Below are 20,063 nucleotides of genomic sequence, written 5' to 3'. Positions count from 1 at the left end.
GAACCCCGAACCCCGAACCCCGAACCCCGAACCCCGAACCCCGAACCCCGAACCCCGAACCCCGAACCCCGAAGCTAAGCAATTTGCTTTTCAGCTAGGTTTAATTCCATGATTGCCTTTAACAATCGGTATAAATTAATGGACGCGTCAATTTCTTCTTTACGGTTGGTTAAGCTTTCAATATTTAAACCCAGTGGCACACCTAAGTGAGCACAGCTTTTTAAAATTGAGTCGAGGTTTTCGCGACAAATACGCACCGATTCGCTTAGCGTATTTTCCGAATCAAGCATGCGCCATTTAGTTGCCTCTGGCACTGAGATACCTAGCCACTGCATAAACTCTAAGGTTTTTTCACCACCACAAGGCGTAAAGGTTAATATAATCCGATTGGGTGTCAGGCCTTGTGCTTTGCATGTGCGCGCATAACTGGTTATTAAATCTATGGTTGCTTGTGCGTTGTACACGGCTTGAGAGATAAAAAACTGGCACCCTTGTGCTGTTTTTTCTATTAAGCGTTGGTGCTCGTTGCGCTTATTGGCATGGCGCTCAGCAATGGTTACACCACCTAAAAAGAAGTCTTCAGACTGCTCTGCCAGAGTTTTGTAGGCATTCGGTAAGCTCAGCTTTATATCACCTGCTGATGAAGGGCTACCCACTAACACCACGTTTTTTAAATCGTAGTCATTTTTAGTTTCATCTAACCACGCTTTAAACTCACTCACACCGCGCTGAGCTACACTTTTATAAGTAATTACATCAAGATCAGATAAGCCTCGTAAGAGTTGACTGTACTCGCGCGGATCAACTGTTTGCTTAAATGCAAATGGACGCGCTTGCTCTGTACGGCTGCTTTCATCTTGAATGTCATAAATAATTACGCCGTCATATTCAATTTCGTGTAAACGGCCTAATAACTTTTCGGCAATGACTTTTAATTGCGCTTTATCAGTCCCAATTTTTGGCGGTGTTGTGCCAATTAGGTAAACACCTTGGTTGGTGTCCTGTATTTTTTCTTGAAGTGATAAAGCCATAATCCCCATTCCAGCTTAATTTGTAATGATGGATTTAATATAGCAGCCATTTAGACGTCTAGATAGATTTATTTATTGAAAATTTCTCAACTAACGTGAATTATTTTCATAGTTAAATTAAATAACTGACACAGTTGTTTACATAATTAATAGGCTTAGGGCTCTTATATTTAATTACTTTACGGCATACTTAGTTTGGTAAATGTTTTAATACAACAACAAATTTGCTCGATTTAAAAAGGGATAACAATGAAATTTAAATTATTGGCAACTAGCCTAGCGGTATCGCTGGCCTTAACAGGTTGTGCTATGCAGCAAAGTCAAAACACGCAAACAGCAGCTCAACAAGAACAAGTTAATAAAGCAGATGAGCGTGTTTTTTCACAAGATTACCTAATAGAAGAGCTAGATAACGGCCTACGTGTGATGGTAGTTAAAACCGATTACCCAGATGTAGTATCGCTACAAATACCTGTATCTGTTGGCTCGCGTAATGAAGTGGAAGCAGGTAAAACTGGTTTTGCTCACTTTTTTGAACACATGATGTTTAAAGGCTCTGAAAAGTTTCCGCAAGATGTGTATTCAGATATTTTAAAAAATTCTGGAGTTGATAACCGCGCCTACACAACTAACGATTACACTAACTACCACTTAAATTTTTCAAAACAGCATCTTGATAAAGTACTTGAGATTGAAGCGGATATTTTTCAAAACTTAAGCTACACCGAAGAGCAATTTAGAACGGAAGCGCTAACGGTTAAAGGCGAGTACTTAAAAAATAATGCCAGTCCAATTCGTAAATTATTAAGTGCGGTACGCCAAGAAGCGTTCGATAAACATACCTATAAACACACTACTATGGGCTTTTTTGAAGATATTGAAGCCATGCCAGATCAAATGGCCTACGGTAAAGAGTTTTTTGATAAGTTTTATAAGCCTGAATATGTATCGCTTGTAATTGTTGGTGATGTTGATCCAAAACAGACCATGGCGATGGTTAAAAAACACTGGGGTAACTGGCAAAAAGGCGACTATGTTGCTGATATTCCAAAAGAGCCAACTCAGCAAGCGCCAAAATATGTGCATGAGCAAAACGAGGGGTTACCTGGACACTGGCTACTTGTGTCGTATAAAGGCGCTGCATGGGAGCCTCAGAAAAAAGACAGAGCCGCATTAGATTTACTGTCGCAGCTTTATTTTTCGAGCAATTCAGATATTTACCAAGAGCTGGTAGTAGAAAAACAAATCGCGAGTCAAATGTTTACCTATAACCCTGAAACTAAAGATCCAGGGTTACTGCATGTATTTGTAAAAGTTGAAAATGCCGATGATTTAGCCACAGTGCGTGATGCTATAAACCGTACGTATGCCAAAGCGCGTACCGAGTTGGTTGATAGCCAAAAACTCAGCGATTTAAAGTCTAATCTTAAATACAGCTTTATAAATGGTTTAGATTCATCGCAAGCAATTGCCTCTACCCTTGCCAGCTATATGCATTTTGAGCGCGATCCTGAGGTGATTAACCAGCTGTATAAATCGGCAGACAATATCACTAGCGAAGATATTAGAGCCATTGCCAATAAGTACTTTGTTGATAATGCGCGCACCACAATTACTATGTCGGCACTTGATAAAGCCCCTGGTTTTGAACAAGAAAGCGATTTAGATGCCTTGGTAGCAAAATATCAGCAAGCACCGAGTAAGCCTATCTTTAACGTGCTTGATAAAACTAATAGCTCGCCGTTAATCGATATTAACTTATTATTTAATACCGGTGCGGCTGCCGATCCGCAGGGTAAAAAAGGCGTGGCAGCACTCACTGCCGCAATGCTGGCGCAAGGTGGCTCAACCTCAATGAGTTACAAAGAAATTAAAAAGGCAATGTACCCGCTGGCGGGTAGTTTTGGTTATCAAATAGATAAAGAAATGCTGTCGTTCCAAGGGCGTATTCATAAAGATAATGCAGCTCAGTGGTATGCTTTAGTGAGTGAGCAGCTGTTAAGCCCAGGCTTTAGAGAAGATGACTTTAAACGTCTGAAAAAAGAAATGATCGATGGCATTAAATCGGGTTTAAAAGCTTCTAACGACGAAGAGTTGGGTAAAGAAGTGCTCTACAGTGTGCTTTATAAAGGCCACCCTTATGAAAGCTATAACTACGGTGACTTATCTGACTTAGAAGCGCTCACTCTTGATGATGTTAAAGCGTTTTATAATGCTGAACTTACACAAGCTAAACTTACTGTGGGTTTAATTGGTGCTGTGCCTGAAAAACTTAAAGCACAAATGTTAGCTGACTTGGCGACACTTCCAAAAGGCGAACAAAGCCGCTTAACAATCCCTGATGCGCCAGTGCTTAAAGGTCATCATGCAACAATTGTTGAAAAGTCAGCGCAATCAACGGCTGTGTCGTTCGGGTTTCCTATTGATACCATTCGTAGCAGCGAAGACTGGACCGCATTGTGGCTAGTGCGTTCGTACTTTGGTGAGCATCGCAGTTCTAACAGTTACTTGTACGAACGTATTCGTCAAACACGTGGTATGAATTACGGTGATTACGCCTATATTGAATACTTCCCTAGAGGTATGTTTCAAACTAAACCGGATGCAAACTTAGGGCGCTCTGAGCAAATATTCCAAGTGTGGTTGCGTCCACTGCGCTCAAACAACGATGCGCATTTTGCTACCCGTACCGCACTATTTGAGCTAGATAAGCTAATTAAAAATGGTATGACCGAGGCAGATTTTGAAGCCACACGTAACTTTTTAATTAACTTTGTGCCACAAATGGTTGCTAGTCAAAATCGCCAGTTAGGTTATGCGCTAGATAGCGAGTTTTATAACACCGATAGTTTTGTAAACTACGTCACAAGCAAACTGAAAACATTGACTGTTGGCGATGTAAATCGAGTGATTAAAGACAACCTACAAACTGAGAATATTCACTATGTGTTTGTTACCGGTGATGGTGAAGATATGCAAAAACGTTTAGCAACTATGCAAACCTCGCCTATGGTGTATAACACCGATAAGCCTGCCGAGTTAGTGGCTGAAGATAAGGTAATTGCTGATTATAAACTGGCAATTCCTGCAAAAAATATTGAAGTAGTAAAGGTGGATAAAGTATTTCAATAATTTAAGTTCTTAAATATAAAAAAATGCCCCTGTGTCGTAAGCATTGGGGCATTTTATAAATGGTTAAATCTGCATAGCTGTCATATGACATGACTTGAAAAAAGTAATATAAGCCTGAAATTTAACTGGTTATATCTAATAACCAGAACAAATAACGAAGGGATTAACACCTAGGCGGCTAAATCCGTTAGAATTGGCCTTAGGCTCTTTGTACTAATCTTAAGGCATTATTATGCGTCATGAAATTTGGCAACAGCTTCGTAGCGAAGCAAATGAAGTAGTAACTCGTGAACCCCTTTTAGCGAGCCATGTGTATTCGTGTATTTTAAATCATGAGTGCTTAGGGTCGGCATTGAGTTTTATTGTTGCTAATAAACTAGCTGATGCTGTGGTTTCTGCTTTTACAATCCGTGAGCTGTTTGACCAAGCTTTTGTAAAGTGTGACCGGATGCTGACACATGTTGCTCATGATATTAAAGCGGTAAAAGATCGTGACCCTGCGGCCGAAACCTATCTTACCGTGATTTTAAATTTAAAAGGGTTTCACGCGATACAAGCACACCGTTTAGCAAACTGCTTATGGCAACAAAATCGTAAAGAGCTTGCGCGCTTTATTCAAAGCCGTACCTCAGAGGTGTTTGGGGTTGATATTCACCCTGCCTGTAAAGTCGGCCAAGGCATTATGTTTGACCATGCTACCGGTATTGTAATTGGCGAAACTGCCGTGATTGAAGATAATGTATCTATATTACAATCGGTTACATTAGGTGGTACGGGTAACGAGCAAGGCGATCGCCATCCTAAAATTAGAGCGGGCGTACTTATTGGTGCGGGCGCTAAAGTGTTGGGTAATATTGAAGTGGGCGAGGGCGCACGTATTGGTGCAGGCTCTGTGGTACTAAGCCCTGTGCCACCTCATACTACCGCTGTTGGTGTACCTGCAAAAATTATTGGTCGTCCTGATTGCGAGTGTCCGGCAGAGAGTATGAACCAAAACTTTTTAGAGTACCCCGAGCCAGAAAACGAATCGCACACCAGTGCAATGCTTTAATTTTTGAGTACCTAGAAATGATATATAAAAGTAACATTGTGGCTATGCTGCTCTGTTTTTCTTCAGGCGTGGCGTTAGCAAGTGGTTACTTTTTGTTTTTTAAAGATTCCACACGTGTTTCCTTAGCGCCCAAACAACCAGTAATCTCTTCGGCTAGCACTCAAGTCAATAATCAAGCAACTACTTTGCAAGGTTTAGTGCAGGTTAATAAAGCCCATGCGGCTGATCAACAAACTCAGCTAGCACAACATGTGGTTGAGCTTAATCAGCGGCTTGAAAAAAAATCAATCCAGCTTAAGCAATCTCAACAACAGCTAAAGCTAAATCAATTAGAAAGTGTAGAGCTTGATGATGAGCTCGCAATACAGTTTGAGCATGAGGCTGATAATCTCGAATGGAGTTACGAGCTTGAAGTCGCGTTAACTGACTTTTTAATTATTAATGAGTTTGCAGATAGCGCTGAGCTTACAGCGCTAAAGTGTAAGCAAACAATTTGTAAGTTTGAGCTTACCATAAACCAACATGCCGTTAATTATGGAGCTAAATTATGGCGCGAGCTAAACGATAAGCTTCACCTTGAACCTTGGTGGCAGCAATTTAAACTCAGTGCATCTCAATCTAACGATGCCCGTATTGAGTTTACTGTTAGTACACAAGGCTAGCGCTTAGCAATATGGCTAAGCTTCTACCTTTGAAATAACCTGACCATCTACTAACTCAGTGGTCAACACATCACCCACTTTTACATCTTCCACTGATTTAACCACTTTATTTTGCGCCGTTTTCGTTATGCTGTAACCGCGCGCTAATACATTAAGGGGGCTAACCGAATCAAGCCGACTCGCCTGTAAGGCAAGGGTGTTATTTGCTTGTTGCAGTTGATGCTGCATCGCTTGGTGTAACCTTGCATGGAGCTGGGCTAACTGATGGTTTGCATTTGCTAGCTTTTTATCTGGTGATTGGCGCATTAGTCTGGGTGTTAAATTAGCTAACACGCGTTCTTGTTGATATAAACGCTGACGAATTGCCTGTTGCAGTGCAATACTCAACTCATCTAAGCGTTGTGATTTTTGGTTTAGCTGATTGCGCGGGTGACATAAATTTAAGCGATGCTGCAACTGTATGGCTTGTGCGCGTTTATCGGCAATGTCGTGTTTAAATGCATTCGCTAAACGATTAATTAACTGATTAACCCTATTATGTAGCTCTTGTGTATTGGGGCTTACGAGCTCTGCGGCTGCAGAAGGGGTTGCGGCGCGTACATCAGCGACATAATCGCTAATTGTGGTATCTATTTCATGGCCAACAGCGCTCACAATGGGCAGCGAGCTTTGATAAATAGCACGAGCAAGTTGTTCATGGTTAAAGCACCATAAATCTTCTAATGAACCACCACCGCGTCCGAGAATGATAACGTCGACTTCATTACGTAAATTTGCCAGCTCTATTTGCTTGATTAAATGGCCATGCGCTTCTTTGCCTTGCACCATCGCAGGGTAAATAACGATTTCTAATTGCGGAGCACGACGTTTTAGTACGGTTAAAATATCTTTGATTGCGGCGCCTGTAGGTGAGGTGATAACCCCTATGCGATTTATGTTTTGGGGTAGGGGTTTTTTATAGGCGGAGCTAAATAAGCCCTCTGCAGCCAAACGCATTTTTAGCGCGTCAAACTCTTGCTTAAGTTGCCCTTCGCCGGCAGGCTCCATATGTTCAACAATAAGCTGGTAGTCACCACGGGGTTCGTACAAAGATACACGTGCTTTAACGGTTACTTGTGCGCCGTTAATTAGTCGGTAACTTTGGTTGCGATTATTGCCTCGCCACATGGCGGCTTTAATTTGCGCTTTATCGTCTTTTAACGAAAAATACCAATGCCCAGAAGCAGGCGCAATAAAGTTAGAAATTTCACCAGTGAGTACTAAAGACGCAAAACCTTGTTCAAGTAAGGCACGTATTTCACGATTAAGGCGAGATACGGTATAAACCGTTTGCGAGGGCTTAGAAAACATAAAAACTACCAAAAAACATTTATAAATCTAGCTTATCATAAATAAATACAAAATATTATTTACTAGTGCCCACAACGCTGTTAAAATTTGGCCGCAATTCCTTATCTTAGATCCACATGTGAGAAGTTGCCAAAATGCTTAGAATCGCTAAAGAAGCTCTTACCTTTGATGACGTACTTTTAGTACCTGGTCATTCTACTGTTTTGCCACATACGGCAAATATTTCAACTCGCTTAACGCGTGGTATCAAACTTAACTTGCCGCTCATTTCAGCATCTATGGATACTGTTACAGAAGCTCGTTTAGCTATTGCCCTCGCGCAGGAAGGTGGTCTTGGTTTTATTCATAAAAATATGACCATTGCAGAACAAGCGAAAAATGTTCGTAAAGTTAAAACCTATGAAGCGGGTATTGTTTCATACCCTGTTACAGTAACTGCCGATCTGACAATTGCAGATGCCGTTGAGCTGTCTCAGGAAAAGGGATTCTCAGGTTTTCCGGTCACCGATAGCGAAAATAACCTTGTAGGTATTGTAACTAGTCGTGATATGCGCTTTGAAACTAAGCTTGAACAGCCGGTTTCAACAGTGATGACGAAAAAAGAAAACCTAGTAACGGTTAAAGAGGGAGCGGCTCGCGAAGATATCTTAAGCTTAATGCACGAACACCGCATTGAGAAGATTCTTGTGGTTGATGATGCGTTTAAACTTAAAGGCATGATCACCGTAAAAGATTACCAAAAAGCACAAGACAAACCAGACGCGTGTAAAGACGAGCAAGGTCGTTTACGTGTAGGTGCTGCGGTAGGTGTTGGCGCAGGTACTGATGAGCGTATTGCTGCATTAGTTGAAGCCGGTGTTGATGTACTACTAATCGATACTTCTCATGGTCACTCACAAGGTGTTATTGACCGTGTTGCAGCGACTCGTCAAGCTTACCCTGATTTACAAATTGTTGCGGGTAACGTGGCAACTGCCGAAGGTGCTATTGCGCTTGCAGATGCCGGTGTTGATGCTGTTAAAGTAGGTATCGGCCCAGGTTCTATTTGTACTACACGTATTGTTACCGGTTGTGGTGTACCACAAATAACAGCTATTTCTGATGCGGTTGAAGGCCTTAAAGGCCGTGATATTCCAGTGATTGCTGATGGCGGTATTCGTTTTTCTGGTGATATTGTAAAAGCATTGGTTGCGGGTGCATCGTGTGTAATGGTTGGCTCTATGCTAGCGGGTACTGAAGAAGCGCCAGGTGAAGTGGAGCTTTATCAAGGTCGTTACTACAAGTCTTACCGTGGTATGGGTAGCCTAGGTGCGATGGATCAAAAAGAAGGGTCATCAGATCGCTACTTCCAAAAATCAAACCAAGCTGACAAGTTAGTACCAGAAGGTATTGAAGGTCGTGTAGCTTACAAAGGGCCAATTGCAACCATTATTCACCAACAAGTGGGTGGTCTTCGCAGTGCAATGGGCTTAACCGGTTGTGCCACAATCGAAGAGCTAAACACTAAACCACAGTTTGTACGTGTAACTTCTGCTGGTATGGGTGAGTCGCATGTTCATGATGTGCAAATCACTAAAGAAGCACCGAACTACCGTTTAGGCTAATCAGCCTTTAACAACTTGAAAAAAGTGGGCTAACCTTTGTTAGCCCTAATATAGTCACGCAGCTTTAGCTGGTGGCGTTTAGCACCTGACTTTACGAGATACTTCATGAGCAAAGACATTCACGATTCACGAATCCTCATTTTAGATTTTGGTTCACAATACACGCAGTTAATCGCCCGTCGCGTGCGCGAAATTGGTGTTTATTGTGAGCTTTGGGCTTGGGATGTAACCGAAGAGCAAATTCGCGAGTTTAACCCACAAGGTATTATCCTTTCTGGTGGCCCAGAATCAACCACGCTTGAAAATAGCCCGCGTGCTCCTGAGTATGTATTCAATGCAGGCGTTCCAGTACTTGGTATTTGTTACGGCATGCAAACTATGGCAACGCAGCTTGGCGGCAGTGTACATAGTTCAGATAAAAAAGAATTTGGTTACGCACAAGTTGAAAAAGTGGGTAACTGTGCATTATTTGATGCCATTGAAGATCATATTACTGATGGCGGCAATGGCGTACTAGATGTGTGGATGAGCCACGGTGATAAAGTAATGGAAATTCCAGATACGTTTAAAACCACAGCTAAAACATCTACCTGCCCGCATGCGGCAATGTCTAACGAAGAAAAACGCTTTTACGGTGTACAATTTCACCCAGAAGTAACGCACACACATCAAGGTCAACGTTTACTAGAGCGTTTTGTTATTGATATTTGTGGTTGTGAAAAATTATGGACGCCAGCAAAAATAATTGATGACGCCATTGAACGTATCAAAGAAACTGTAGGTGAAGACGAAGTTATTTTAGGCTTATCAGGCGGTGTAGATTCATCGGTTGTGGCTATGCTTATTCACCGTGCTATTGGTGAGCGACTAACCTGTGTATTTGTTGATAACGGGCTACTTCGTTTAAACGAAGGCCAGCAAGTAATGGACATGTTTGGCAATAAGTTTGGTTTAAACATTGTTAAAGTAGATGCCGAAGACCAATTTTTAAATGACTTAGCAGGTAAATCAGACCCAGAAGATAAGCGTAAAGCCATTGGCCACACGTTTATTAATGTATTTGATGAGCAAGCCAAAAAGCTTAAAAACGCAAAATGGTTAGGTCAAGGTACAATTTACCCTGACGTAATCGAATCAGCAGCTTCAGCGACAGGTAAAGCACACGTAATTAAATCGCACCATAATGTGGGCGGCTTACCAGATGATATGCAAATGGGTTTAGTAGAGCCATTACGTGAGTTATTTAAAGATGAAGTACGTAAAATTGGTTTAGAGCTAGGTTTACCGTACGACATGCTTTACCGTCACCCATTCCCAGGGCCAGGTTTAGGTGTGCGTGTACTTGGCGAAATCAAAAAAGAGTACTGTGACTTACTTCGCCGCGCTGATGCTATCTTCATTGAAGAGCTTCACAAAGCAGAGCTTTATCATAAAGTAAGCCAAGCGTTTACTGTATTCTTACCGGTTAAGTCGGTAGGGGTTATGGGCGATGCACGTAAGTATGATTGGGTTGTTTCACTTCGTTGTGTAGAAACCATCGACTTTATGACTGCGCGTTGGTCACATTTACCGTATGAATTCTTAGGTGTGGTTTCAAACCGTATCATTAACGAAATCGACGGTATCTCTCGTGTTGTTTACGATATTTCAGGTAAACCACCTGCCACTATCGAATGGGAATAATCCTCCTGTTACTGTAATTTCGTAATAACTAACGGCGAATTAGCATGCTAATTCGCCGTTTTGTTTATTTAAAAAGCAAACAAACCAAAAAGTTGATTTTTTACTTTACCTTTGTCAAAAGGTCTTTATAATTCATCGTCATTGCAGGGGCGTAGTTCCAATTGGTAGAACAGCGGTCTCCAAAACCGACGGTTGGGAGTTCGAATCTCTCCGCCCCTGCCATCTCTTCTTTACATTGTTTTGATTACTTCCTATATTATTCTCTTACTAATCCATCGAGTTGTTATGCATTCACGTTACGCATCTGTTTTTGGTATAGAAAAGCTTGAACTTAATCAACACTTTCGCCCAGCTCAAGCTGAGTTGTCAGCGACTTCATCGTTAATACTCTGTGATACATTAAAAAATGATATTGAGCGTGCCTTTGCGCCTGTAACAATAAACTCAATTGTTAAATCGCCAATCATTGAGTTTAGTGAGCAACAATTAGGCCTGCCTGATTCAAACCTAACCTGTGCGCAAAAACGTGCGTTATGGGCTTTAATGAGTGAACACCTTGATACACTTTAAGTCGGTTAGTGATGATAATATCAATGAGCTGATGGCCATTGAAAATGCCTGTCATACACACCCTTGGACGTTAAAAACAATGCAGTCGTGTTTGCAGGGCCGCTATTTTAATTTAGCTGCGTTCGATGATGAGCAAATGATAGGCTTTTACATTGGTGAAAAAGCAGGGCCCGATTTTACCTTAATGGACATTTGTGTCGCCCCGAGCTTTCAGGGACGAGGGTTTGCTAAGCAGTTATTAACGCAGTTTATAGCGTATGGCGAGCAACATAGTGCCGAAAACTTATTTTTAGAAGTGAGAGAGTCTAATACGCGGGCGATTGCTTTGTATGAACGCGCAGGCTTTACTGAAATGTCTGTGCGTAAAAATTATTACCCCAGCGATGCGCCCAATAAAAATGGCTTTGAAGATGCGATTTTAATGGGCATGGCACTGGGTTTAAATTTTTAATGATTACTTATTAGCGATGGCTTGTTCTATTGCTGTAATGAGTTCTACAACGCGTTTTTCTCTTTGAGTCATATCATTGCCTTTTAAACTTTGCTCAAGCGCTGATGCGCTATGGTAAATATCATCAAAGTTAAAGCAACCAGCACTGCCCTTAATACTGTGGGCAAGTGCGCGTAGTGTTTCGCAATCTTGGTTGTTATAAAGGGTTTTTATCTGCTTTAAGTAATCAGGTAAACTTGCCAAATAATTAGCATTTATTTGCTGAAATTTCTCACTTTTTAATAAGCTATCCCACTTATTTTGATTATCGCGTTCAAGGTGTAAATAGCTGACTAATACATTTTCTAGTGCGTCTTTATCAATGGGTTTAGCCAGCGCTTTGTTACAGCCTGCTTTAAGGTAAGTATCTATATCATGGTTCATGACATTTGCGGTCAGGGCGATAATTGGGCCATCGTAGGCGGCATCTCTGAGCATTTTAGTTGCTTCTAAGCCGCCCATAACCGGCATTTGCATATCCATGATTATAAGCTGATAGTCGTTCACTAGTGCCATTTCTACTGCTTGTGCGCCATTATTGGCTATATCAGGCTCTAACCCCCATGTTTGAAGGAGTAATTTTATCAGCAACTGATTATCGGGGTTATCTTCTGCCACTAAAATATGCGCATCAAAGTTATTGGTTGCAAAAGAAAGTTGCGGGTCTTTTTCGGGTGATAGCTGAGAGTGTTCAGTCAAAAAAAGGTTACTACTAAGCCCATTACCTAAATGGCAATCTATATCGATAGTAAAGCAACTACCCACACCCACTTCACTGGTTACGCTGACATCGCCACCGAGCAGTTGAGCCAAATTTTTTGAAATACATAGCCCTAATCCTGTACCACCAAATCGGCGTGTGGTTGTGGCATCAGCTTGTTCAAATGGCGTAAATAATCGACTTATTTGGTTTGCCGACATGCCTATACCGGTGTCTTCAACTATAAATGTAAGAATTTTTGGTGCTTGAAACTTTGCCGTAATTGTTACTTGGCCTTGCTCAGTAAATTTAACTGCGTTACTGGCAATATTAATCAGTATTTGTTTTAAACGAGTAACGTCACTATTTATGGTATGCGGCAAAGGTAGCGAATAATTAATCGTAAATGACAGCTGTTTCTCTTGCGCTAAAGGTTTAATGATTGATTCAACATCATGAATAAGTTGTACAACATTTAACGGCGTTTGCTCAACCGCCAGTTTTTCGGCTTCAATTTTTGAAAGATCGAGAATGTTATTAATAAGCTCTAACAAATGTTTTGAATTACGTAGAATAGTGCCTAAATGATGTTTGTCATTGGTTGCTTTTTCGCTATGCAGTAGTTGCTCTGTAAATCCCATAATAGCTGTAAGCGGAGTGCGAATTTCATGACTCATATTGGCTAAAAAGCGGCTCTTAAGCTGGTTTGCTTGTTCTGCTTGGGCGATGGCGGTTTCAAGCTTACTATTCATTGATTCAAGTGCCTTAGTACGACTCTCTACTTTATCTTCTAAATGATGCTTATATTCTTCTAGTTGCTGCTGATAATGCTTAATTTGGTTAATCATGTGATTAAAGTCGTTAAACAGTATGCCCACCTCATCGGTAGTATAAGCAGGCAGTGTGACTGAGAGGTCGCCATCACCAACGCGATGACTTGCTTCACCTAGTAATTCAATTGGGTTAAGCAGTAAATTGCGTACCACAATAAAAATTAAGATCGGTAGGGTGATCACAGAAATAATTACAATTAGCCCGGTGATGACACTAATTGCTTTACCTGATTGATACAGTACCGCTTTAGGAATGGTCGACACATAATAGTAGCCGCCACTCATTTGGGCTGCAAAAATCAATCGTTCTACTTTATCAACGCTCGAAAACTCAATGGTTGATAAGCTGCCAATATCAGCTAGGTCATTAATTTTATTAAGTTCATACTCACTAACATAGTGGCCACGCATTTTATAATCAGAGCTAAATAAAATTTTACCATCATTGGCGAGTAGTAAATTTAAGGTATTGTTATAAGGGGCTTCTAAAATACTGGTGTTTAAAATCGAAGGTTCGACCTTAAGGACAATAAAACCAAGTTGTTGTGGGCGTTTTAAATAGTAGTCAACGCTGTATATGCGTTGCACAAAATATAAGTTGGTGGTGCCATCTTCTTTTTGCACCATAAACTGCTGCTGGCTTAAATTACTTTGTTTAACTTGATCAAAAAACGGATAAGACTTTGGCGCGACAGTTAAATTACTGGAGTAATAGGCATCACTTTCACCGGTTTTTGAGACTAAATTAATACTAATAATATCAGGGTAGGCTTCACTGTAACTGGCAAATACATCCATTAACGCGCCAAGGCGATAGGTATAGCTGGCGTCTTCAAATAAACCTTTAGCTAAAAAGTCACTTAGTACCGGTGAGGCAGAGAGTAACTTAGCCGTTGCATGAAAAGAGTCTATATAGTTGAATACTTTTTGCTGTTGTTGCTCTACAAAGCGACTCATGATCAAGTCAGCTTGTTTTTGCGTAGAGTTAGTTACATTAGTGAGCGTAAACCCACCTAAAAATAACAACGGCAGTATAACCAGTGGAGTTATATACCATAATAATCGAATACTTAGCTTACTGGTTTTCATTACCCAACATCAAATCCTCCATTTAATCGACCAATAGTATGATTTACAGCACTATTACTCAAGCTTGGTGTTAAGTTAGTGGGCAATTTATAGCGTTATTGTTAATAATCGCTGAAAACACCAAACTTAAAAAAGATCCGTTAATAACTAACCATTGATTGTTTATAGCGCCAAGATCAGCGAAGGTAGTCTTCAATTACGATTAACTTTACGGATAGCGTCACAAGAGCTAATTTGGGTTCTTGTTGGGGTATGTTGCGCTTTCTAGGTTAGCTTGTTTTTAGCCTTGAAAGCTCAGCATACTAAAATACAAATACATCCGTATATCAACAAAAAGAGCCTTTTTAATGGCAGACCAAAATCTCCTTAGCGAAATTAATAAACGCCGTACCTTTGCGATCATCTCGCATCCTGATGCCGCCCAGCCTTTCAACGCTTAAAACCACCTTTCATTGCACACCACAATCACATCTCTACGTACTGAATTTAAAGGCTTTTTGTCTTTTTCTCGTTTCTTTGCTTTTCAATGATGTTCAAGCGTAACCTCGGGAAGTGTGTACAAACTTGAGTACAAATTCCGTTTTAGAGGTCTTTGGCGAAAATTCCATGACACAAACCTGGCTGTAGGCCTTGTCGTTACTGGGGTTGACGCGAGTTCTTCTTTAGGCCTTGCTGTATATGAGCTGAGCGACAAAAGTACTTAGGGAGTTTGATGCGTCAGTTCGCGATTATCAGCGAGAGTATCGCTCTTTTGTCGATGACAAAAATCTCCTTCTACTTATATATAATTATGTATCAGTTCATGGCTTTTGATATGTAATGGCTAATCGAATTTGTGTTATTTGAGTTACTGTGATATGTTTTTGTATATAATTATTCTTAAGTGATGCATTAAGGCGTATCGTAATGAGCTATGTAACAGAGCAGATACTAGAAAGTCTTCGAGAAGCTCGGGTACGAAAGGGGTTTAGCCAGAGAGAGTTAAGTGCTCGTTCGGGGGTGCCTCAAAGCCATATTTCGAAAATCGAGTCTGGCAGTGTTGATTTAAGAATATCCAGTTTGATTGCACTTGCCCGTGTACTAGACCTAGAGCTATTGGTTGCGCCTAAAAAATCTGTACCTGCCATCAAGTCGATCATTCGAAGTGGACAAGGTATTAACGGCATCAGCGACGAGGGTGAGCCAATGTCGCCCGCCTATCAGTTAGAGGAAGACGACGATGACTAACCATGTCTCTACGCTCAACGTTTTGCTTTACGGTGAACCCATTGCAACGATCACCAACGTGGGCAATGACAGAACGATTTTTTCCTTTATGGATTCGTACATTAATGACGAATCACGGCCTGTGTTAGGGCTTGGCTTTAAAGATTCGCTAGGTGGCTTGCTGACTAGCTTCAAACCGACCCAAACCAAGTTAACCCCGTTTTTCTCTAACCTTTTGCCAGAAGAAACCATGCGAAATTACCTGGCAGAGCGTGCCGGTGTTAATCCAGCGCGGGAGTTTTTTCTATTGTGGGTACTGGGACAGGATTTGGCAGGCGCAATCACGGTTGTGCCTGCGGATGGTGAAGCTTTACCACCTAGTGTGCATCAAGACATAGAAGATGAAACGAAAACAGATGGGCCAATGCGTTTTTCATTAGCGGGAGTGCAATTGAAGTTTTCAGCTGTGCAGCAGGCAAATGGCGGTTTGACGATCCCAGCAACCGGTCAAGGTGGTTCTTGGATTGTAAAATTGCCGTCGTCTCGATTTGAAGCTGTGCCAGAAAATGAATATTCGATGATGGAACTGGCTCGAATGTTGGGAATGGACGTGCCAGAAACGCAGCTACTCCCTATTAATCGGATTGCTAATATCCCAAATGGCATTGGCAAATTTGGTGACAGTGCGTTTGTGATTAAGCGTTTTGACCGTGCAGATGGTCAAGCTGTTCACATTGAGGACTTTGCGCAAGTGTTTGGCGTTTATCCTCAAGATAAATACAAAAAAGCTAGTATGCGGAATATTGCTCATGTTATCGGTATTGAAGGGCAAGACGAAGACATTGCTGAATTTACTCGCCGATTGGTGTTCAATACTCTAATTGGTAATGCTGATATGCATTTGAAGAATTGGTCTGTGATCTACAAAGATAAGCGCACCGCGTCTATTGCACCTGCTTATGACTTTGTTTCAACCATTCCTTATATCCCCGATGATAGTGCATCGCTTAAGGTGAGCCGTAGCAAGAAATTCAGCGATTTCACGTTGGATGAATTATCACACTTCGCGGCTAAAGCCATGTTACCAGAAAAGTTGGTGTTAGATACCGCAAAGCAAACCGTAGCAGGCTTCCATGAGATATGGGCGAAAGAAAAAGCGCATTTACCCCTCACTAAGACAGTGATTGAAGCCATCGAAACGCACTTACGAAGCATACCGCTACGTTGAATTACTAGTAGCTAAAGCATACATATCGATAAAGATGGTTTAACTTTATGCGATTTTACGGCGCTTTTCGCCGTAAACTGGAAATTTGGTAAACCGCACAATGATACCGGTGTCTTGATAAGGCTGATCTTCTGAACAAATCATGCATCTTTCTGACCATCAACAAGTGATGAATCAGGCGATGATAGCTTTACATTGATTTTCAGGAGAATGCAGATGACAGCAGTAGCGCACCAGGTAACCCCTTTTCTAACATCTTACGAAGTGATGGCTCAATAGTGGTATCAAAGCCGTTTGTGGCAAGCTCTTCTTGTCCGTTCGCGAAAAACAAGTAAGTTCAGGGCTTGGCAGGCGCATTTGATGTGAATCCTGTTCCGACGATTCAGAACATGGCAGCATGTTGGTAGCAAAATGCACTTTGTTATGATTCCTGGTGACTCAATGAAGACATTGGTTACGGTTTTTGCAGTAAAGTGAGCTAATGTAGTATTCGCACTTTATGAATATTACTTATGTGCCATTAGCGGCCACTCAATCTTGACACCAAGTGATCAAAAACCAATCGAATACGTGGTGGTACTGGACCACGTTGAGGGCGATAAATATATAAATCCCAAGGCACAGGCTCGACTTCTTCTAACACTCTCACCAGTTTCTCTTGGCGTAATAAGTCTTGGGCCAAAAAGTCAGGAATTTGAGCAAACCCCAGTCCATTTTGTATAGCCATTAATTCAGCTTCGGTGTCGGCACTTCGAAAACGTGTTATGGATGGCATCCACTGTCTGTCCATGGAAAAAATCCATGGCCAAAGCTTTCCCGTATTGCGATCTACTAACCCTGTAGCCGGCAAGTGGTTTAGATCTTCAATAGACGCAGGCTTTCCCACTTTATTTATTAACTCAGGCGAAGCCACGACATACATATTAATTTTGGTGAGCTGGCGGGCAATAAATCGGCTATCTCTCATGAAGCCGATACGAATCCCAATATCTATTTTTTCGTCAACTACATCCACGCGCTCGTCACTAAGTGTCAGGTCTATATCCAGTTGAGGATGTATTGTTGAGAGTTCCAGTAATACTGGCATTAAGCATTTATGACCAAAACCAACAGGCGCTGCGATACGAACCCGCCCTTGTAATTCATTACCCGAGTTAGGGGCGCTTGTTTGAAACAATTCATCTACAGCGCGCAGGCGTTCTTTTGCTATCACAGCAAATTTTTCTCCAACCAGGGTCACTTGTATGTGTCGAGTATTTCGATGAAATAAAAGCTCCCCTTGCAATCGCTCTAACTCCTTCACTGCTCGTGTCACTGCCTGAGGAGAAATTCCCAGACGGTTAGCCGCTTCTTTAAAGCTGCTGGACTCAGCAGCAGTACAAAATATCCGGAGCATTTCTAATCTGTTAAGCATCACAGTCACATTCAGTTTTGATATGAATACATTAATACTATTCCATTTTTAGGAATTGTGAAATTAAAACTTTTCCATTTATTAATTTCTGAAGGTAAGTAATAATTTGTTTGTTATTTAGACAGATTCATTCATTCAACTGATTTGAGGATATTAACTATGAGCAGTGTTTTAGCAAACAACATCAGCAGTAAAGTCGTTGTTATCACCGGTGGTAGCAGCGGTTTGGGCGAAACAACAGCAAGATATCTGGCTAGTCTTGGTGCGTCAGTAGTGTTAGGTGCCCGCCGTATCGAGAAGCTTGAAGCTATTGCTGCTGACATTCGCTCAGCAGGCGGAAAAGTTGCGGTTCAAGCGACAGATGTGACTAGCCAGGACGAAGTGAAGGCCCTTGTAAATCTTGCACAAGAGCGCTTCGGTAAAGTTGATGTGGTTATCAATAATGCAGGGTTAATGGCGATTGCACCGTTAGCTGAGACTCGAGTTGACGAATGGGATCGCATGATTGACATCAACGTTAAAGGTCTGCTGTATGGAGTAGCCGCAGCGCTTCCGATTTTTCAGGCTCAGGGAACAGGCCACTTTATCAATATTTCATCCGTAGCGGGTGTCAAAGTATTTAGTCCCGGTGGCACGGTTTATAGCGGAACCAAATTCGCTGTTCGCGCTATTGCCGAAGGCTTACGTCATGAAGTTGGGGGTAAAATTCGTTCAACAATCATTTCACCAGGTGCAATCGAATCTGATTTAAAACATGGAAGCTCAGATACTCAGGGTGCAGCCTTTGTAAAAGATTTTTATCAGCAAAATGAAATTCCATCTGACTCTGTTGCTCGTGCTATCGCATACGCAATTGAGCAGCCTGCGGATGTGGATATAAACGAGATTGTTCTGCGCCCAACTGTTCAAGAGTTTTAATTCGTTTAATAAAAGACCTATTAACCAGCGGGTGATTTAACCACCCGCTGAATATTCAGTTTGTGAGGTTATTGATGACAGCGTTAAACAGACAAATGCGTGCTTTGGTATTAGATAGCTATGAAGAGGGTACAGTATTCCGGGATGCCCTGATTAACTTACCCTCTCCATCAGCAGGTCAGGTGCAAGTAAAAATATTTGCAAGTGGCGTCAATCCTATTGATTACAAGATCCGCCAAGGTATCGCTCCTTATGCCATGCCGGAATTACCCGCAGTACTTGGCACCGATTTAGCTGGAGAAATTGTTGCTATCGGCGACGGCGTCACCGACTTTGCAGTAGGCGATGCAGTTTATGGTCTGACTGGCGGAGTGCGAGGATTGCAAGGATCATTGGCTGAATATGCCAACGTAGATGCTGAGTTACTTGCTCTCAAACCGAAAAATTTGTCCATGCGTGAAGCTGCGGCTTTACCTCTGGTTACACTTACCGCTTGGGAAGGTTTGGTTGACAAGACGAATGTTAAAGCGGGCCAGAAAGTCCTTATCCAAGGTGGAGCTGGCGGAGTTGGACATGTAGCTGTGCAAATTGCTAAGGCCTTAGGTGCCGACGTTTATGCCACTGCATCGACTGGAAAACAAGAACTGGTCAAGGCGCTTGGTGCCACGCCGATTGATTATCACACTGTAAGCCCTGCTGACTACGTGGACGCATACACCCAAGGCAAAGGATTCGATATCATTTACGACACTGTCGGTGGCTCTGTACTCGATGCCTCATTAGATATCATTGCACATTATGGACATATTTTAAGTTGTGCTGCATTCAGCTCACATAACTTGGCACCGTCGTCATTACGCTCTGCAACATTGTCAGCGATTTTTGTGTTACACCCACAGCTCAGCGGAGAGGGGCGCAAACATCATGGTGACATTCTGCGGAAAATTACGGCTCTAGTTGAAGCTGGACAAATTAAGCCAATACTCGATCCGTTACGCTTCTCCCTTGACACGGCAATGGATGCACATAATGCTGTAGAGTTGGGGTCCATGGGTAAAGTAGTTATTGATGTAATTGCTTAAAAAGTCATTGTTGTAATTAC

At 41.8% G+C, this 20,063-nt stretch carries 15 protein-coding genes and 1 tRNA gene; 12 read left to right on the top strand and 4 right to left on the bottom strand.

Translation table 11 applies throughout. The features are described from left to right. Window positions 1-74: 74 nt before the first annotated feature. Window positions 75-1,031, bottom strand: a complete 957-nt coding sequence (locus MTN97_RS07695) for a methylenetetrahydrofolate reductase (RefSeq protein ID WP_214552525.1) — start codon at window positions 1,029-1,031, stop codon at window positions 75-77. Window positions 1,032-1,280: 249 nt separating this feature from the next. Here MTN97_RS07695 and MTN97_RS07690 point away from each other — a divergent pair, with 249 nt between their 5' ends. From MTN97_RS07690 to MTN97_RS07680, 3 genes are all read left to right on the top strand, one after another. Next, window positions 1,281-4,163, top strand: coding sequence for a pitrilysin family protein (locus MTN97_RS07690; RefSeq protein ID WP_248474080.1), 2,883 nt, complete (start codon window positions 1,281-1,283; stop codon window positions 4,161-4,163). 232 nt (window positions 4,164-4,395) lie between these two features. Then, window positions 4,396-5,214 carry a serine O-acetyltransferase gene (gene cysE, locus MTN97_RS07685; protein WP_010387694.1) on the top strand — a complete coding sequence of 273 codons (819 nt, stop codon included), beginning with the start codon at window positions 4,396-4,398 and terminating at the stop codon, window positions 5,212-5,214. 17 nt (window positions 5,215-5,231) lie between these two features. Beyond that, complete coding sequence (locus MTN97_RS07680; RefSeq protein ID WP_069439768.1) at window positions 5,232-5,876, top strand: hypothetical protein; 645 nt, start codon at window positions 5,232-5,234, stop codon at window positions 5,874-5,876. Window positions 5,877-5,891: 15 nt separating this feature from the next. Here MTN97_RS07680 and xseA read toward each other — a convergent pair whose 3' ends face one another. Continuing rightward, entirely contained in the window at window positions 5,892-7,226 is a 1,335-nt protein-coding gene (gene xseA, locus MTN97_RS07675; protein WP_069439769.1) for an exodeoxyribonuclease VII large subunit, read from the bottom strand. A gap of 134 nt (window positions 7,227-7,360) precedes the next feature. Between xseA and guaB the strand changes: the two genes are divergently transcribed. The 5 genes from guaB to rimI all read left to right on the top strand — a co-directional run bounded on the left by guaB (window position 7,361) and on the right by rimI (window position 11,534). After that, a complete protein-coding gene (gene guaB, locus MTN97_RS07670; protein ID WP_036981532.1) occupies window positions 7,361-8,830 on the top strand; it encodes an IMP dehydrogenase in 1,470 nt (489 codons plus the stop codon). A gap of 105 nt (window positions 8,831-8,935) precedes the next feature. Then, on the top strand, window positions 8,936-10,513 hold the full coding sequence (gene guaA, locus MTN97_RS07665) for a glutamine-hydrolyzing GMP synthase (RefSeq protein ID WP_248474079.1): 1,578 nt from the start codon (window positions 8,936-8,938) through the stop codon (window positions 10,511-10,513). A gap of 145 nt (window positions 10,514-10,658) precedes the next feature. Next, window positions 10,659-10,735 (top strand) — tRNA-Trp (locus MTN97_RS07660). 63 nt (window positions 10,736-10,798) lie between these two features. Beyond that, window positions 10,799-11,083: a hypothetical protein gene (locus tag MTN97_RS07655; RefSeq protein WP_138627174.1), complete on the top strand. Its 285-nt coding sequence runs from the start codon at window positions 10,799-10,801 to the stop codon at window positions 11,081-11,083. Beyond that, the gene (gene rimI, locus MTN97_RS07650) at window positions 11,070-11,534 is read left to right on the top strand and encodes a ribosomal protein S18-alanine N-acetyltransferase (RefSeq protein WP_248474081.1); all 465 of its coding nucleotides are present in this window, start codon (window positions 11,070-11,072) and stop codon (window positions 11,532-11,534) included. The genes MTN97_RS07655 and rimI overlap by 14 nt, the downstream gene beginning before the upstream one ends. Window positions 11,535-11,537: 3 nt before the next feature. Here rimI and MTN97_RS07645 read toward each other — a convergent pair whose 3' ends face one another. Continuing rightward, window positions 11,538-14,195 (bottom strand): ATP-binding protein, encoded by a 2,658-nt coding sequence (locus MTN97_RS07645; protein WP_248474078.1) that lies wholly within the window; start codon window positions 14,193-14,195, stop codon window positions 11,538-11,540. Window positions 14,196-15,101: 906 nt separating this feature from the next. Here MTN97_RS07645 and MTN97_RS07640 point away from each other — a divergent pair. Then, the gene (locus MTN97_RS07640; RefSeq protein WP_000122829.1) at window positions 15,102-15,422 is read left to right on the top strand and encodes a helix-turn-helix domain-containing protein; all 321 of its coding nucleotides are present in this window, start codon (window positions 15,102-15,104) and stop codon (window positions 15,420-15,422) included. Then, window positions 15,415-16,629, top strand: a complete 1,215-nt coding sequence (locus MTN97_RS07635) for a type II toxin-antitoxin system HipA family toxin (protein ID WP_248474077.1) — start codon at window positions 15,415-15,417, stop codon at window positions 16,627-16,629. The genes MTN97_RS07640 and MTN97_RS07635 overlap by 8 nt, the downstream gene beginning before the upstream one ends. Before the next feature lie 520 nt (window positions 16,630-17,149). Here the strand turns inward: MTN97_RS07635 and MTN97_RS07630 are convergent. Next, window positions 17,150-18,043, bottom strand: coding sequence for a LysR family transcriptional regulator (locus MTN97_RS07630; protein ID WP_248474076.1), 894 nt, complete (start codon window positions 18,041-18,043; stop codon window positions 17,150-17,152). A gap of 159 nt (window positions 18,044-18,202) precedes the next feature. Here MTN97_RS07630 and MTN97_RS07625 point away from each other — a divergent pair, with 159 nt between their 5' ends. Next, window positions 18,203-18,961: an SDR family oxidoreductase gene (locus MTN97_RS07625; RefSeq protein ID WP_069440052.1), complete on the top strand. Its 759-nt coding sequence runs from the start codon at window positions 18,203-18,205 to the stop codon at window positions 18,959-18,961. A 74-nt stretch (window positions 18,962-19,035) separates the two neighbouring features. Then, entirely contained in the window at window positions 19,036-20,043 is a 1,008-nt protein-coding gene (locus MTN97_RS07620) for a zinc-dependent alcohol dehydrogenase family protein (RefSeq protein ID WP_248474075.1), read from the top strand. Window positions 20,044-20,063: the final 20 nt, after the last annotated feature.

The organism is Pseudoalteromonas sp. 2CM36K (assembly GCF_023161865.1).
GTDB classification, from domain to species: Bacteria; Pseudomonadota; Gammaproteobacteria; order Enterobacterales; family Alteromonadaceae; genus Pseudoalteromonas; species Pseudoalteromonas tetraodonis.
The sequence above is the reverse complement of the archived record's forward strand: the minus strand, read 5'-3'. Positions and strand labels throughout refer to the sequence as shown.

Bases quoted from the DNA above. Each gene is read 5' to 3' on its own strand.
- guaA (WP_248474079.1), top strand. From the start codon at position 8,936: ATGAGCAAAGACATTCACGATTCACGAATCCTCATTTTAGATTTTGGT.
- MTN97_RS07645 (WP_248474078.1), bottom strand. From the start codon at position 14,195: ATGAAAACCAGTAAGCTAAGTATTCGATTATTATGGTATATAACTCCA.
- MTN97_RS07655 (WP_138627174.1), top strand. From the start codon at position 10,799: ATGCATTCACGTTACGCATCTGTTTTTGGTATAGAAAAGCTTGAACTT.
- MTN97_RS07695 (WP_214552525.1), bottom strand. From the start codon at position 1,031: ATGGCTTTATCACTTCAAGAAAAAATACAGGACACCAACCAAGGTGTT.
- guaB (WP_036981532.1), top strand. From the start codon at position 7,361: ATGCTTAGAATCGCTAAAGAAGCTCTTACCTTTGATGACGTACTTTTA.
- MTN97_RS07625 (WP_069440052.1), top strand. From the start codon at position 18,203: ATGAGCAGTGTTTTAGCAAACAACATCAGCAGTAAAGTCGTTGTTATC.
- cysE (WP_010387694.1), top strand. From the start codon at position 4,396: ATGCGTCATGAAATTTGGCAACAGCTTCGTAGCGAAGCAAATGAAGTA.
- MTN97_RS07630 (WP_248474076.1), bottom strand. From the start codon at position 18,043: ATGCTTAACAGATTAGAAATGCTCCGGATATTTTGTACTGCTGCTGAG.
- MTN97_RS07635 (WP_248474077.1), top strand. From the start codon at position 15,415: ATGACTAACCATGTCTCTACGCTCAACGTTTTGCTTTACGGTGAACCC.
- MTN97_RS07640 (WP_000122829.1), top strand. From the start codon at position 15,102: ATGAGCTATGTAACAGAGCAGATACTAGAAAGTCTTCGAGAAGCTCGG.
- MTN97_RS07620 (WP_248474075.1), top strand. From the start codon at position 19,036: ATGACAGCGTTAAACAGACAAATGCGTGCTTTGGTATTAGATAGCTAT.
- MTN97_RS07680 (WP_069439768.1), top strand. From the start codon at position 5,232: ATGATATATAAAAGTAACATTGTGGCTATGCTGCTCTGTTTTTCTTCA.
- MTN97_RS07690 (WP_248474080.1), top strand. From the start codon at position 1,281: ATGAAATTTAAATTATTGGCAACTAGCCTAGCGGTATCGCTGGCCTTA.
- xseA (WP_069439769.1), bottom strand. From the start codon at position 7,226: ATGTTTTCTAAGCCCTCGCAAACGGTTTATACCGTATCTCGCCTTAAT.